This window comes from Caballeronia sp. LP006 (assembly GCF_031450995.1).
In the GTDB taxonomy this organism is placed as follows: Bacteria; Pseudomonadota; Gammaproteobacteria; order Burkholderiales; family Burkholderiaceae; genus Caballeronia.
Genome location: NZ_JARTVW010000005.1, coordinates 1,874,073 through 1,887,738 on the forward strand (window position 1 = coordinate 1,874,073; position 13,666 = coordinate 1,887,738).

The 13,666-nt window shown below is 63.4% G+C and carries 14 protein-coding genes; 2 read left to right on the plus strand and 12 right to left on the minus strand.

What is annotated here, in order from left to right; translation table 11 throughout:
- Positions 1 to 3: 3 nt before the first annotated feature.
- The 4 genes from P9250_RS25330 to mltG are packed head-to-tail and all read right to left on the minus strand — an operon-like array spanning position 4 to position 3,254.
- Positions 4 to 516 (minus strand): N-acetyltransferase family protein, encoded by a 513-nt coding sequence (locus P9250_RS25330; RefSeq protein ID WP_310395811.1) that lies wholly within the window; start codon positions 514 to 516, stop codon positions 4 to 6.
- A gap of 19 nt (positions 517 to 535) precedes the next feature.
- The gene (locus P9250_RS25335) at positions 536 to 1,585 is read right to left on the minus strand and encodes a DNA polymerase III subunit delta' (RefSeq protein WP_310395813.1); all 1,050 of its coding nucleotides are present in this window, start codon (positions 1,583 to 1,585) and stop codon (positions 536 to 538) included.
- 37 nt (positions 1,586 to 1,622) lie between these two features.
- Entirely contained in the window at positions 1,623 to 2,243 is a 621-nt protein-coding gene (gene tmk, locus P9250_RS25340; protein WP_244827898.1) for a dTMP kinase, read from the minus strand.
- Positions 2,244 to 3,254 carry an endolytic transglycosylase MltG gene (gene mltG / locus P9250_RS25345; protein WP_310395815.1) on the minus strand — a complete coding sequence of 337 codons (1,011 nt, stop codon included), beginning with the start codon at positions 3,252 to 3,254 and terminating at the stop codon, positions 2,244 to 2,246.
- 103 nt (positions 3,255 to 3,357) lie between these two features.
- On the opposite strand from mltG, the gene P9250_RS25350 reads away from it, so the two are divergent.
- Both P9250_RS25350 and P9250_RS25355 read left to right on the plus strand, forming a co-directional pair.
- Complete coding sequence (locus P9250_RS25350) at positions 3,358 to 4,368, plus strand: YgfZ/GcvT domain-containing protein (RefSeq protein ID WP_409014942.1); 1,011 nt, start codon at positions 3,358 to 3,360, stop codon at positions 4,366 to 4,368.
- A 5-nt stretch (positions 4,369 to 4,373) separates the two neighbouring features.
- A complete protein-coding gene (locus tag P9250_RS25355; RefSeq protein ID WP_310395819.1) occupies positions 4,374 to 5,192 on the plus strand; it encodes an NRDE family protein in 819 nt (272 codons plus the stop codon).
- A gap of 101 nt (positions 5,193 to 5,293) precedes the next feature.
- Here the strand turns inward: P9250_RS25355 and P9250_RS25360 are convergent, their stop codons facing one another.
- From P9250_RS25360 to P9250_RS25395, 8 genes are all read right to left on the minus strand, one after another.
- Positions 5,294 to 6,247: an alpha/beta hydrolase gene (locus P9250_RS25360; protein WP_310395821.1), complete on the minus strand. Its 954-nt coding sequence runs from the start codon at positions 6,245 to 6,247 to the stop codon at positions 5,294 to 5,296.
- A gap of 19 nt (positions 6,248 to 6,266) precedes the next feature.
- Positions 6,267 to 7,121 carry an SDR family oxidoreductase gene (locus P9250_RS25365; protein ID WP_310395823.1) on the minus strand — a complete coding sequence of 285 codons (855 nt, stop codon included), beginning with the start codon at positions 7,119 to 7,121 and terminating at the stop codon, positions 6,267 to 6,269.
- A gap of 37 nt (positions 7,122 to 7,158) precedes the next feature.
- Positions 7,159 to 8,163, minus strand: a complete 1,005-nt coding sequence (locus P9250_RS25370; protein WP_250509023.1) for an NADP-dependent oxidoreductase — start codon at positions 8,161 to 8,163, stop codon at positions 7,159 to 7,161.
- 25 nt (positions 8,164 to 8,188) lie between these two features.
- Positions 8,189 to 8,659 (minus strand): PaaI family thioesterase, encoded by a 471-nt coding sequence (locus P9250_RS25375; protein ID WP_244827907.1) that lies wholly within the window; start codon positions 8,657 to 8,659, stop codon positions 8,189 to 8,191.
- A 5-nt stretch (positions 8,660 to 8,664) separates the two neighbouring features.
- On the minus strand, positions 8,665 to 8,967 hold the full coding sequence (locus P9250_RS25380; RefSeq protein WP_244827908.1) for a Dabb family protein: 303 nt from the start codon (positions 8,965 to 8,967) through the stop codon (positions 8,665 to 8,667).
- A 68-nt stretch (positions 8,968 to 9,035) separates the two neighbouring features.
- A complete protein-coding gene (pncA, locus tag P9250_RS25385) occupies positions 9,036 to 9,662 on the minus strand; it encodes a bifunctional nicotinamidase/pyrazinamidase (protein ID WP_250509136.1) in 627 nt (208 codons plus the stop codon).
- 11 nt (positions 9,663 to 9,673) lie between these two features.
- A complete protein-coding gene (locus P9250_RS25390; protein ID WP_310395825.1) occupies positions 9,674 to 11,758 on the minus strand; it encodes a 3-hydroxyacyl-CoA dehydrogenase NAD-binding domain-containing protein in 2,085 nt (694 codons plus the stop codon).
- A 153-nt stretch (positions 11,759 to 11,911) separates the two neighbouring features.
- Complete coding sequence (locus tag P9250_RS25395) at positions 11,912 to 13,570, minus strand: 3-(methylthio)propionyl-CoA ligase (protein WP_250464839.1); 1,659 nt, start codon at positions 13,568 to 13,570, stop codon at positions 11,912 to 11,914.
- Positions 13,571 to 13,666: the final 96 nt, after the last annotated feature.

The following is a 13,666-nucleotide window of genomic DNA, read 5'->3' on the forward strand; positions in this document are numbered from 1 at the left end:
CCGCTACTCCTTTGCTCTCGCGCCGAGCCGCAAGCCGAGAATGACGAGATCGCGCTCGACGCCGTCCAGAACCGCGACGCGCGGCAGCGTGCCCCACGATTCGAAACCGAAGCTGCTGAAGAGCTTCATGCTCGGCTCGTTATGTCCGAAGACGAAGCCGAGCACGGTATCCACATCAAGCGTCGGCGCGCGCTCCAGCGCCTCGTGCAACAACTGCTTGCCGAGCCCCTTGCCGCGCGCGCGTTCGTCGAGATAAATGCTCACTTCGACCGTGCGCGCGTAGGCCGGACGGCCGTAGAAATCGGAGAAACTCAGCCACGCGATGACTTCGCCGCCCTCTTCCACGACCCACAGCGGACGCTTGTCCGGTCCGTGCGCGTGAAACCAGGCAAGGCGGCTTTCGACCGGAACCGGATCGAGGTCGGCCGTGATGAGGCGCGAGGCGACCGTCGAATTGTAGATGGCGACGATGGCGGGCAGGTCGTCCAGCGTGGCGTCTCGATATTGAAGACTCATGGCGTGATTACGTTCAGGTTCAGGCGAAGATGCCGCGATAGCCCATGAAGAGTTCCTCGAACACGAGACGCGCGTTCAACGGATGATTCTCCACGGCGCGTTGCCGCGTGACGGTTTTCATGTAGCGCGAAAGGGCGGCCGGGTCGGCGCTGGCGGCGCATCGCGCGAGCGCCTTGGCCGCGCCCGGAAAATAGCGCGGACGGCCTGCCGTGCGCTCGGCGAGCACGTCGTAAAGCCAGCGTTGCAGCCAGCCGAGCACCAGCGGCACCGGCAGTTTCTGCAGGTTTTCGCCGCACGCGAAGGCGTCGCAGTTCGGGCCGGCCGCAAGTTGCGCCAACGTGAAATCGCGCAGCGCGCGGTTCTCGTCGCTCGCGAGCTCAAGCGCGTTGAGCGGCGCGCCGCCCGCTTGCGCGAGAAGCCCGGCGGCATCGTCGATACCTCGTGACGCAAGCCACGCGCGCGCTTCGTCGAAGGGCGGCACGCTCATCGGCCACTGTCGGCAGCGGCTGATGATGGTTGGCAACAAGCGGTCGATACGCGCCGACACCAGCAGGAACACGACGCCCGAAGGCGGTTCTTCCAGCGTTTTCAAGAGCGCGTTGGCCGCCGCGACATTGAGCGCTTCGGCGGGATACAGCAGCACGACACGCAAGCCGCCGCGATGCGATCCGAGACTGCAGAAGTCGAGCAGCGCGCGTACCTGTTCGATCTTGATTTCCTTGCTCGGCGCGCGGCTCTTCTTGCCTTCGTCGCCATCGGCTTTCTCGGCTTTCTCGGCGGATGCATCGGCGGAAGAATCCGCGCCTGCCGCCGCAAGCCCCGCAAGCGCCTCGGGCAACACCGCGCGGTAGTCGGGATGATTGCCCTGCGAGAACCACAGGCAAGCGGAACAGGTGCCGCACGGCTCGCCGCTCGGCAGATGCGTTTCGCACAGCAGCCCCTTCGCCAGATGCTGCGCGAACTGCAGCTTGCCGATGCCCGCTTCGCCATGCAGCAAAAGCGCATGCGGCCAGTTCGCGCGTAGCTGCTGGAGACGCTGCCAGTCGTTGGCTTGCCAGGGATAAATCATCGGCGGTTCAGTGGGTTAGGCGTAGCTTGAGCGTGGATCAAAGGCTCGCGATGACATCTTCGAGCTGCGTGCGGATATCGTCGATGGGCCGGCTCGAATCGACGATGAAAAAACGCTGCGGCGATTCGGCCGCGCGCCGCAGATATTCGGCGCGCGTGCGCTTAAAAAATGCCTCCGATTCGCTCTCGAACTTGTCCGGCGCGCGCGCGGCCGAACGGCGTTCGCTCGCGGTCTCCGTCGGAATGTCGAACAGAACGGTAAGGTCCGGCTGAAAACCGCCCTGCACCCAGCGTTCCAGCGCTTCCAGCTTGTCGCGCGGCAGACCGCGTCCACCGCCCTGATAAGCAAAGGTGGCATCCGAAAAACGGTCCGACAGCACCCAGTCGCCATGCGCGAGCGCCGGTTCGATGACCTGCGCGAGATGCTCGCGGCGCGCGGCGAACATGAGAAGCGCCTCGGTTTCGAGGTCCATTGGCTGATTCAGCAGAATGCCGCGCAACGTTTCGCCGAGCGGTGTGCCGCCCGGCTCGCGCGTCATCACGACAGAGCGCGCGTGCGCGGCGAGTTTTTCGGCGAGCCGCTCGCGAAACCACTCCAGATGCGTGGTCTTGCCCGCTCCGTCGATACCCTCGAATGTAATGAACTTGCCCCGCGCCATTCACTGACCCCGGATGTATTTGTCGACGGCCTTGTTGTGGTCGCCCAGGTTGTCGGAAAAGATGCTGCTGCCGTCGCCGCGCGACACGAAATAGAGCGCATTGCTCGCGGCGGGATTGAGCGTCGCGGTGAGCGCGGCCACGCCGGGCAGCGCGATCGGCGTGGGCGGCAGACCCATGCGCGTGTAGGTATTGTACGGAGTGTCGGTCTGCAGATCCTTTTTCTTCAGATGCCCGCCGTAAGCCGGACCGAGGCCGTAGATGACGGTCGGGTCGGTCTGTAGCGGCATGCCGATCCGCAGCCGGTTGGCGAACACCGCCGCCACGAGCGGCCGGTCGGTTGCGCGCCCCGTCTCCTTCTCGACGATCGACGCCATGACGAGCGCTTCGTAAGGCGTCTTGTAAGGCAAATTCGGCGAGCGCGTGTTCCAGGCTTCGGTGAGCCGCTGCTGCATGATCCGGTACGCGCGCTTGTAGACCGTGAGGTCGCTCGTGCCTTTGTCGAAAAGATAGGTATCCGGGAAAAACAGTCCTTCCGCCGATGCCTTGTCCACCTCGGGCGCGCCGATTGCACGCAAGAGGTCCGTGTCGGACATGCCGGCGGTGTCGTGCGCGAGCGCGGAGTTGGCGTCGAGTTCGGCGCGCATTTTTTGCAACGTCCAGCCCTCGATGACGGTGGCCACGTACTCGTTGACGTCGCCGCGCGCGATCTTTTGCAGCACTTCATACGGTGTCACGCCGCTTTTGAACGCGTAATTGCCGGATTTGAGCTGCGACGAAAGCCCGAGCACGCGCGTCATCAACACGAAAAGCTCGGATTCGACCGGCACGCCGCCGCGAATCAACTGGGCGCTGACGCTGCGCAAGCTGCTGTGAGGCTTGATGGTGACGTCGAGTTCGGCGGGCGTGAGGTTCATCGGCCGATTGGCCCAGTAATAAACGCCACCTGCGAGCGCCGCCGCGAGCACCGCGACGATCACCACCGTCACGACGCATTTCTTGAAAAGGGACATGCCAGACACACTAGGAATAAGACCAATATAATAACTTGCCCGCCTGCGCCCCGGTCAGTTTGACCGGCCGGACCGACTGACAGGATTGACCGCACTTGACGCCATGAATTCCCAAACCCAGCTTTCCCCCGGTTCCGCTCCAAGCGCCATTCCCGCCGACGACTTCGAAGCCGTGAAGACAGCGGGCGTTTTCGTGCCGCTCACGCAGTTCGGCGTGATCGACATCAAGGGCGAGGATGCCGCTTCGTTTCTGCACAACCAGGTCACCAACGACGTCCAGCATCTCGACGCATCCACGGCGCGCCTCGCGGGCTATTGCTCGCCGAAGGGACGCCTGCTGGGTTCGTTTCTCATGTGGCGTTCAGCCGATACCGTGCGTCTCTTGATCTCGCACGATGTCCAGGCGCCCGTGCAAAAGCGTCTGTCCATGTTCGTGCTGCGCGCAAAAGCGAGGTTGAGTGACGCGACGCCGGAACTCGCGGCAGTCGGCTTTGCGGGTGATGTGCGCGCGGCGCTCTCCGGCATCTTCGATGCGTTGCCCGACGGCGTGCATGTCAAGGTGGAAGGTCCGCATGGCGCGCTGATTCGTGTGCCGGATGCGGCGCATCGGCCGCGTTTCCTGTGGGTCGGCCCGAGGGCCGATATCGAAGCACGACTGCCCGAGCTTGGCGAGAAGTTGCGGCGCGCGGGACCGGCGCTGTGGGACTGGCTCGACATCCACGCGGGCGAGCCGCGCATCACACAGGCGACGACCGAGCAGTTCGTCCCGCAGATGGTCAACTTCGACGTGCTGGGCGCGGTGAACTTCAAGAAGGGTTGCTATCCGGGACAGGAGATCGTCGCGCGCAGCCAATATCGCGGCACGATCAAACGACGCACGGCGCTCGCGCACGGCGAATCGGCCACGCCGGGCGCCGAGCTGTTCCATTCGGCCGATCCCGGTCAGCCTTGCGGCATGGTGGTCAACGTGGCGCCGGCCGAAGGCGGCGGCGTGGATTGTCTTGTGGAGATCAAGCTGGCGTCGCTGGATAACGGTTCGGTGCACGTCGGCGCCGCCGATGGCCCCGCGCTCAAATTCGTGCCGCTGCCCTACGCCTTTCCTGCCGACGCCTGAACGCCATGTGCCTGATCGTCTTCGACTGGCAACCCCAGACCGCGCCCGCCAACGGCCGCGCGCTGCTTACACTGGCGGCGAATCGCGACGAGTTCTTCCGCCGCGAGACCGACCCGATGCATTGGTGGAGCGACGCGCCCGGCGTGCTCGCGGGCCGGGATTTGACGGGCGGCGGCACGTGGCTTGGCGTAACGCGGGACGGGCGCTTTGCCGCGCTGACGAACTATCGCGCGCCGAGCGAGATTCGGCCGGATGCGCCCACGCGTGGCGCGTTGGTCAGCGAATTTTTGACGGGCGAGCGCGTCGAGCCTTTGACGTATCTGAAGCGCGTTGCCCTGGAAGGTCATCGGTACAACGGCTTCAATTTACTGTGCGGGGATTTCACACGACGTGAGCTCGGCTGGTACGGCAATCGCGCCGATGCCGAGCCGGTTTTGCTCGAAGCGGGCGTGCATGGGTTGTCGAATAGCTTGCTGAATACGCCGTGGCCGAAGCTCGTCGCCCAGCGCGATGCTTTACGCGATTTGATTCACGCCGATGAGCGGCCATCGCTCGACGAGCTGATCGAAACCTTGCGTGACCCGCGTATCGCCGACGATCACGTCTTGCCATCCACTGGCCTTTCCATCGAGCGTGAACGCGTGTTGTCGGCGGCGTTTATCGAGAGCGATGGATACGGCACGCGCGGGACGACGGCGTTGCAAGTGTTGCCGCTGACGCATGGTATTGAGCTGCATGTCAAGGAACGCAGTGACGATGACGGTTCCCACAAGGTCGTGCGGCCGGGGGATTTTGTGCGGGCGTTCAGGTTTGAGGTGGCGTGACGCATGATCGCCGCGACCCACGTTTCAACAGTAAGAGCACTATCAAGGTAATCGCAATGGCGACAAATTTGCCATGTACTTTTCAGAATCTAATCAAGCCCTCACCCCAACGCCTTCCTCAACGCAGCCACCGCATCCGCATGCGCCCGCGCCACGTCGCGAACAAACCCGCCCATCTTGAAGAACTCGTGAATCATCCCTTCATACCGCATCAGTTCCACCGATACGCCCTGCGCTGAAAGCTTCTCCGCGTAAGCGACATCTTCATCGTAAAGCGGATCATGATCCGCAGCCGCGATCCACATCGGCGCCACGCCACGATAATCCGGCTGCCCGCCCGCCGCATCCAGCGGCGCAAAACGCCAGTCGTCCCGGTCGCGTTCATCGCGCACGTACTGCTCGAAGAACCATTGAATCGTCTCTGCGCTCAGCAAGTACCCTTCGGCAAGCCGCGCATGCGATTCGCTTCGCTGCCACGCGCTCGTCCCCGGATAAATCAGCATCTGCAATTGCAAGGCGATGCCTGCATCGCGCGCCAGCACCGAGCACACCGTCGCGAGCGTGCCGCCCGCGCTGTCTCCACCAATCGCGATGCGAGCCGGATCGATCCCCAACGTGGACGCCTCGCGCGCGAGCCATTGCAAGGCGTCGAAGGCATCGTTCACGGCGACCGGAAACTTGTGTTCGGGCGCAAGCCGGTAATCGACCGATACCACCGCGCAGCACACGTCATGCGCGAACTTGCGGCACAGCGCGTCGTGCGTCTCGATGCTTCCCACCGTAAAGCCGCCGCCATGCAGATACATGAGCGCGCCAAGCGGCTCCGCCCAATTCGGCTCGATCGGATAATACGCACGCACACGAATGGACCCGCCATCGCGCATAGGAACGGGAAGATCTTCGACACGCGCCATGGGCAACGGCGCGACATCGAGAATGGGCGCGCTCATCGCATAGGCGGCGCGCGCCTCTTGCGGCGTGAGCGTGTGATAAGGCGCGCGCCTCGCGCGTGCGATCATCTGCAAGACTTGCGCGACCTGGGGATTGAGCTGCATTATCATGCCGATGCCGAGGTCAACGCGACTTGAGCGACATGGGATCGCTCGGGTCGCGCAGCTGCGCGATGTCGTCCAGCCGCAGCTGCACCGAAGGCATGATGTTCGGATGCGTGACCACATAAAAACGATTCGCGCGGATAGCGTCGAAGGTCAGTTCGGCGACATCCCGCGCCGATAGCTTGCCGTGCTCCACCGCCTTTGCCAGTTGCCGCGCCGCGAGCTTCTGCGACGCCGTCATCTCTTCGTCGTTGACGAGCGCGCCGGGCCGCGCGCGTTCGGCATCGGCGATACCGGTCGGCACGAACGCCGGACACAACAAGGACACGCCGACCGACGCGCGCGCGAGCCGCAGATCGTGATAAAGCGTCTCGGTCATGGCCACGACCGCATGCTTCGACGCGTTATAGACGCCCATTGCGGGCGCGGCGAGCAGCCCCGCGACCGAAGCCGTGTTGACGATATGCGCCGGTTCGTTCTGGGCCAGCATGATCGGCGTGAACGCGCGAATGCCGTTGGCAACGCCCATCACGTTGACGCCGAAGACCCATTGCCAGTCGTTCGCGCTGCTCTCCCAGATGAAGCCGCCGGCGCCCACGCCCGCGTTGTTGAAGAGCAGATGCGCGCCGCCGAAGGCATCGAGCGTGGCGCGAGCGAGTGCATCGACGTTCGCGGCATTCGAGACGTCCGTTCGCACGCCGCGCACCTCGGCGCCTCGTTCGCGCAGCGATGTCACGGTTGCATCGAGCGCGGTGGCGTCGATATCGGCGAGTACGAGCTTCATGCCGAGCGCCGCGCCCTTTAGCGCAAACTCGCGGCCGAAGCCGCTCGCCGCGCCGGTGATCACGGCGACTTTTCCTTCGAAGCGGTCCAAGCGGGCTCCTTTCTCGCGTGGTGTGGTACTCGGCGCGTCAGATGAGCTTGACGAGCTGCTTGCCGAAGTTCTTTCCGCGCAAAAGACCGAGGAACGCTTCGGGCGCATTTTCCAGTCCCTGCGCAATGGTCTCGCGGTAGATCAGCTTCTTCGTCGCGACGCGTTCGCCGAGTTCCTTCAACGCTTGCGGCCACAATTCCATGTGCTCGCTCACGATGAAACCCTGCAGCTTCAGACGCTGCGTGAGCAGAATGCGCGGCGCCTGCAGCGGCAATGGCTTGCCGTCGTAGCCCGAGATCATGCCGCACAACGCAATGCGCCCGTGTGCGTTCATGCGCGGCAACACGGCATCGAGCACTTCGCCGCCGACGTTTTCGAAATAGCCGTCGATGTCATCCGGCGCCGCGGCTTTCAGCTCGTCGTACAAATGGCCCGCCTTGTAGTCGATGCATGCGTCGAAGCCCAGCGTCTCGACGACATAGCGGCACTTCTCGGCGCCGCCCGCAATGCCGATCACGCGGCAGCCCGCCGCCTTCGCCAGTTGCCCGACCACGCTGCCGACCGCGCCGCTTGCCGCGCTCACGGCGACCGTATCGCCAGCCTTCGGTTCGATGATGCGATTCAGGCCATACCAGGCCGTCACGCCCGGCATGCCGACCGGGCCGAGATACGCGGACAGCGGAACGTGCGTGGTATCGACGGCATAAAGACCCGTGCCGTCCGATGTCCCGTATTCCTGCCAGCCGTACATGCCGACCACGTTGTCGCCGACCTTGAACTTCGGATTGCGCGACTCGACCACTTCACCGACCGTGCCGCCGATCATCACTTCGTTCAACGCCTGCGGCGCGGCGTATGACTTGGCATCGCTCATGCGCCCGCGCATGTACGGATCGAGCGACAGATAGTGATTGCGCACGCGCAGCTCGCCTTCCCGCAGCGGCGCAAGCGGTGTTTCGACGAGCCTGAAATTGTCGGTCGATGCCTCGCCTTCCGGTCGCGATACCAGCAAAACCTGACGATTCTTCTGAGCGTCTGCCATTGCGAATCCTCCTGTTCGGAATGAATCAAGCGTCGCTCGGTCCCGGCGTGGCCTTGGGATCGGAACGCATTTTCTGTTTCACGATATCGCGGCCCACTGCGAGCCTGCGCATATATTTGAACGTGCCTAGCGCCTTGGCGACGAAATGCCCTTCGCTGTCGCGCACTTCGCCTTCGCAATACGCCATGGTGGTGGAGCGATGCAGCACGCGCCCGATGCCGCGCAATTCACCGCGTCCCGGCTGCATGAAGTTCACCTTCATCTCGACGGTAACGACGCCGATGCCATTGCCCGCGAGACTGCGCGCGGCGAGTGCCAGCGCGGAATCGAGCAAGGTCATGGTGACGCCGCCGTGCGCGATGCCCCACGTGTTCAAATGCGCATCTTCGAGCGCGAGCCGCACTTCCGCTTCGCCGTCGGCGGCCTTGACCAATTCCACGCCGAGCGAGTCGATGAACGGGCTTTCGATGGCGACGTCATGTGGCTTGTCGGTCATGGTCGTCACACTTCGTAGTCGACGCATTGACGGTCTTCGCGCACCGCGGCAATGAAGTCTTTCAGCGCCACGTGCTTCGGATGCACCTGATAGGCAACGAGCGCCGCTTTGTCGTCGAAGTCGGAGACGAGCACGACATCGTAAGTGCAGTCGAAACCCGGTTGCGCCGTACCGACCTCGAAGTGTCCCTGCCCCTTAACGATGCTGCGGCAGGTTTCGAGCTTCTCCTTGAGCTTCTGCGCATTCTCCGCGCGGCTCGCGCCTTCCGCCGACTCCTTCAGCTTCCACATGACGATGTGACGTAACACGGCAACTCCTGGTCAAGAAAACGATGAAGGCAGAAGCGTAGCAAAGATTCGACGGTAGCTTCGGAGGCTCACGCGAGCAAATAATCGGAGCGTATGCGTTCGACACCCGCGTCGCGCATTTCGCGCCACGCTCGATCAAGCGAGCCGTCGAGATCGATCGCGCGGCACGCGTCTTCTATCACGCTCACTTCGAAGCCCGCGCGACGCGCATCCAACGCGGACCACGCAACGCAATAATCCGTCGCCAGCCCCGCGACCCATACGCGCTTCGCACCGACGTCGCGCAGATAGCCTGCAAGACCCGTGGGTGTCACGCGATCCGCCTCGAGAAACGCGGAGTAGCTGTCGACATGTTCGTGATGCCCCTTGCGGATCACGAGCCGCGCGTGCGGTAATTGCAGGCCGCGATGTAGCGCCGCGCCCTCGGTGCCCTGCACGCAATGCACCGGCCACAGCACCTGTTCGCCGTAAGGCATTGTCATCATGTCGAAGGGCGCGCGTCCTTCGTGATTCGCCGCGAACGAGACATGCGAGCGCGGATGCCAGTCCTGCGTCAGGACGACATGCGAGAACGCGCGCGCCAGGCGGTTGATGACGGGCACCACCTCATCGCCTTCCTTCACGGCGAGCGCGCCGCCGGGCATGAAATCGTACTGCACGTCCACGACGAGTAAAACATCTTCTACGGGTTTCATCATGCTCATCTTCAAGGGTTGAACCGGCCGTTGACCGCCGCGAGTTGCGTCACGCGGGCGGCGGGCTGCCATGCGTCGCCGTTGGGCTGTTGCGCGTAGCGGCGCATGGCGCGTTCCACGGCGGCGAGGCCGATGGTGTCGGCATAGAACATCGGGCCGCCGCGCCAGAGCGGGAAACCGTAACCCGTCAAATAGACCATGTCGATATCCGAGGCCTTCGAAGCGATGCTCTCTTCGAGAATACGCGCACCTTCGTTGACGAGCGCGAGCATGAGCCGCTCGACGATTTCATCGTCCGCGATACGCCGTCTTTCGATGCCTGCTTCCTTCGAATACGCGACGATCATGTCGTCGACCGCTTGTGATGGCAGCGCATCGCGCTTGCCTGGCTCATAGTCGTACCATCCCGCACCGGTCTTTTGTCCGAAGCGGCCCGCTTCGCACAGCCGATCCGCGATTTTCGAATAGCGCAGCTCGGGCTGCTCGACATAACGGCGCTTGCGAATGGCCCAGCCGATGTCGTTGCCCGCAAGATCGCTCATGCGAAACGGCCCCATGGCGAAGCCGAAATCTTCGATTGCACGATCGATCTGCGCGGGCAGCGCGCCTTCCTCCAGCATGAAAAGCGCCTGCCGCAAGTACTGTTCGACCATGCGGTTGCCGATGAAGCCATCGCATACGCCCGAGACCACGGCCGTCTTCCTGATCTTCCGCGCGAGTTGCATGACGGAGGCGAGCACGTCCTTGTCCGTTTTCGCGCCGCGCACCACTTCGAGCAGCTTCATCACGTTGGCGGGGCTGAAGAAGTGCGTGCCGATGACATCGCCCGGACGTTTCGTGAACGCGGCGATTTTGTCGAGATCGAGCGTCGATGTGTTCGATGCGAGAATCGCGCCGGGCTTCGCGACTTCATCGAGGCGGCGGAAGACTTGTTCCTTCACGCCCAGGTCTTCGAATACCGCTTCGATGATCAAGTCCGCGTGCGCGAGGTCTGCATAATCGAGCGTCGGTTGAATGAGGGCCATGCGTTCATCGACCTCGTCTTGCGTGAGCTTGCCCTTCTTCACTTGCGCTTCGTAATTGCGGCGCACGTTCGCCAAACCCCGGTCGAGTGCGTCCTGTTTCGTTTCGAGCAGCACAACGGAAAACCCCGCGTTAATGAAGTTCATGGCGATGCCGCCACCCATCGTGCCCGCGCCGATCACGCCGATGCGCTCGATCTTTCTGACGGGCGTGTTCGACGGCACATCCGCGATCTTGGACGCCGCGCGTTCGGCGAAGAACGCGTGCCGCAGCGCGCGGCTTTCCGGTGTCTGCACGAGCGCGAGAAAGCATTCGCGCTCGAAGGCGAGCCCGCGTTCGAAGCCTTCTTTCAGGCCTTTTTCGATGGCATCGATGCACTTGTGCGGTGCCGGAAAATGCTTCGCCGTCGCGATGGCGTTCGCGCGCGCGGCCTGGACGATTCGATCGGCATCCGTGTGTTCGATGGGGCGTTCGCGCACTTGCGGGTGCTTGCTGTCACGCTTGGCGACGTGCTGAGCGAAACGCACGGCGCCATCGAGCAAGTCGCCTTCGATCATTTGGTCGAAGAGCGCGGTATTCGCGAGTCGTTCGGCTAATACCGGCGTCCCCGACACGATCATGCCGAGTGCCCTTTCGAGGCCAACCACGCGCGGCAGCCGTTGCGTGCCGCCCGCGCCGGGCAGGAGGCCGAGTTTCACTTCGGGCAGCGCGATCTGCGCGCCGGGCGACGCCACGCGGAAATGCGCGCCGAGAGCGAGTTCGAGGCCGCCGCCCATCGCCACGGCGTGAATCGCCGCGATCACCGGCTTCGCGCTGCCCTCGATTGCTTCGATGACCGTCTTGAGCGTCGGTTCTTGCGTCGCCTTCGGCGTATTAAATTCGGTGATGTCCGCGCCGCCCGAAAACGCCTTGCCGGCGCCGATCACGACGATGGCGCGCACGTTGTCTTCGTCACGCGCGCGCTCGATGCCTTCCACGATGCCAAGCCGTGTCGCGTGCCCGAGGCCGTTCACCGGCGGATTGTCGAGTGTGATGACGGCGACGCCGTTGTGGATCGTGAAGTGCACAGCCATGAAGATGTCTCCCGTACGCGCGTCTTTGGCGAGGTTATTGTGAGTGATCGACGCAGAATACACAAAGGAGAACGATCGTTCAAATGCGCGTCGTCCGGCGAATGAAAACGCCCCGGATCGACCGGGGCGCGAGGTCAGCCGGAAGCGCTGGTATCAAGATGTCTTCTCACCCTTCTCCGGCAGCACATGCTCCCGATACAACGCGCGCAGCCGCACCTTCTGCAGCTTGCCCGTCGCCGTATGCGGCAACTCGTCGGCGAACACGACATCGTCCGGAATCCACCACTTCGCGACCTTGCCCTCGAAATGCGCGAGCAAATCCTCACGCGTGATGGTCGCGCCCGGACGCAGCACGGCGACGATCATCGGCCGCTCCGTCCACTTCGGATGCGAGCACGCAATGCACGCCGCCTCCGCCACCTGCGGATGCGACACCGCTATGTTCTCCAGATCGATCGAACTGATCCACTCGCCGCCCGACTTGATCACGTCCTTGCTGCGATCGGTGATGTTCATGAAGCCATCGGCGTCGATGGTCGCGACATCGCCCGTTGGAAACCAGCCGTCGATGAGCGGCGACTCGTCGCGCCGGAAATAGCGGTCGATGACCCACGGTCCGCGCACGTGCAGATCGCCGAACGACTGGCCGTCCCACGGCAGTTCGTGGCCGTCGTCGCCGACCACTTTCATATCGACGCCAAAGAGCGCGCGCCCCTGCTTTTCGAGCGAGATGCGCTGTTCCTCGGCTGAACGCTGCTTCTGCCGGAAACTCAGCCGCGCGAGCGTGCCGAGCGGCGACATCTCCGTCATGCCCCACGCATGAATCACCTGCACGCCGTAGTCTTCCTCGAAGGTCTTCAGCATGGCGGGCGGACACGCCGAGCCGCCGATCACCGTGCGCTTCAAGGTCGAAAAGCGCAAATCGTTCTGCTTCATGTAGGCGAGGAGCGCCAGCCATACGGTCGGCACGCCCGCCGAATAGGTGACGCCTTCCGCTTCCATCAACTCATAGAGCGACTTGCCGTCGAGGTCCTTGCCGGGAAACACCAGCTTCGCGCCGACGAGCGGCCCCGCATGCGGAATGCCCCACGCGTTGACGTGGAACATCGGCACGACGGGCAGGATGGAATCGCTCGATGAAGCGCCCATCGCATCGGGCAAGGCCGCGCCATAAGCATGCAGCACCGTCGAGCGATGCGAGTACAGCGCGCCCTTCGGATTGCCCGTCGTTCCCGACGTGTAGCAAAGAAACGATGCCTGACGTTCATCGAGCATCGGCCATTCGTAGACGCCATCCTGTTCGCCGACGAGACTTTCGTAGCTCATCACCGGCACGCTCAGGTTCGAAAGATGCTGCTCGATGCAAGCGGCATCGCCGAGTGCGATCCAGCCTTTCACGTTCGGACACTGCGGCGCGATCATCTCGACGAGCGGCGCGAAGGTCATGTCGAACAAGACGTACGAATCGTCGGCATGATCGATGATGAACGCGACCTGATCCGGAAAGAGACGCGGATTGATGGTGTGGCACACGGCGCCCATGCCCGCCACGCCGTAATAGCACTCCAGATGCCGGTAGCCGTTCCAGGCCAGCGTGCCGATGCGCTCGCCCTGCTCCACGCCGAGCGCGATCAAGGCCTGCGCGAGTTGCTTCGCGCGCTTCTCGCAATCGCGGTAGGTGTAGCGATGGATATCGCCTTCGATACGCCGCGACACGATTTCCGTATCGCCGAAGTGGCGCGAGGCATGGGACAACAGGGACGACGCGAGCAACGGTATTTCCATCATCTGGCCGTAAAGCGGCGACGTCATGGGTGATTTCCTCGGTGAGTCGGTTGGCGAGTCTGGGCTCGAGTCATTGGATCGGTCATTGGCTTTGCGCCGCCCGATGCCCGGCCGGGCGCGGCC

What these genes read in the sequence shown, in the direction of transcription:
- P9250_RS25395 (WP_250464839.1), bottom strand. Translation starts at nt 13,570, where the DNA reads ATGACGTCGCCGCTTTACGGCCAGATGATGGAAATACCGTTGCTCGCG.
- P9250_RS25360 (WP_310395821.1), bottom strand. Translation starts at nt 6,247, where the DNA reads ATGCAGCTCAATCCCCAGGTCGCGCAAGTCTTGCAGATGATCGCACGC.
- P9250_RS25350 (WP_409014942.1), top strand. Translation starts at nt 3,358, where the DNA reads ATGAATTCCCAAACCCAGCTTTCCCCCGGTTCCGCTCCAAGCGCCATT.
- P9250_RS25330 (WP_310395811.1), bottom strand. Translation starts at nt 516, where the DNA reads ATGAGTCTTCAATATCGAGACGCCACGCTGGACGACCTGCCCGCCATC.
- P9250_RS25335 (WP_310395813.1), bottom strand. Translation starts at nt 1,585, where the DNA reads ATGATTTATCCCTGGCAAGCCAACGACTGGCAGCGTCTCCAGCAGCTA.
- P9250_RS25355 (WP_310395819.1), top strand. Translation starts at nt 4,374, where the DNA reads ATGTGCCTGATCGTCTTCGACTGGCAACCCCAGACCGCGCCCGCCAAC.
- pncA (WP_250509136.1), bottom strand. Translation starts at nt 9,662, where the DNA reads ATGAAACCCGTAGAAGATGTTTTACTCGTCGTGGACGTGCAGTACGAT.
- P9250_RS25390 (WP_310395825.1), bottom strand. Translation starts at nt 11,758, where the DNA reads ATGGCTGTGCACTTCACGATCCACAACGGCGTCGCCGTCATCACACTC.
- tmk (WP_244827898.1), bottom strand. Translation starts at nt 2,243, where the DNA reads ATGGCGCGGGGCAAGTTCATTACATTCGAGGGTATCGACGGAGCGGGC.
- P9250_RS25370 (WP_250509023.1), bottom strand. Translation starts at nt 8,163, where the DNA reads ATGGCAGACGCTCAGAAGAATCGTCAGGTTTTGCTGGTATCGCGACCG.
- mltG (WP_310395815.1), bottom strand. Translation starts at nt 3,254, where the DNA reads ATGTCCCTTTTCAAGAAATGCGTCGTGACGGTGGTGATCGTCGCGGTG.
- P9250_RS25375 (WP_244827907.1), bottom strand. Translation starts at nt 8,659, where the DNA reads ATGACCGACAAGCCACATGACGTCGCCATCGAAAGCCCGTTCATCGAC.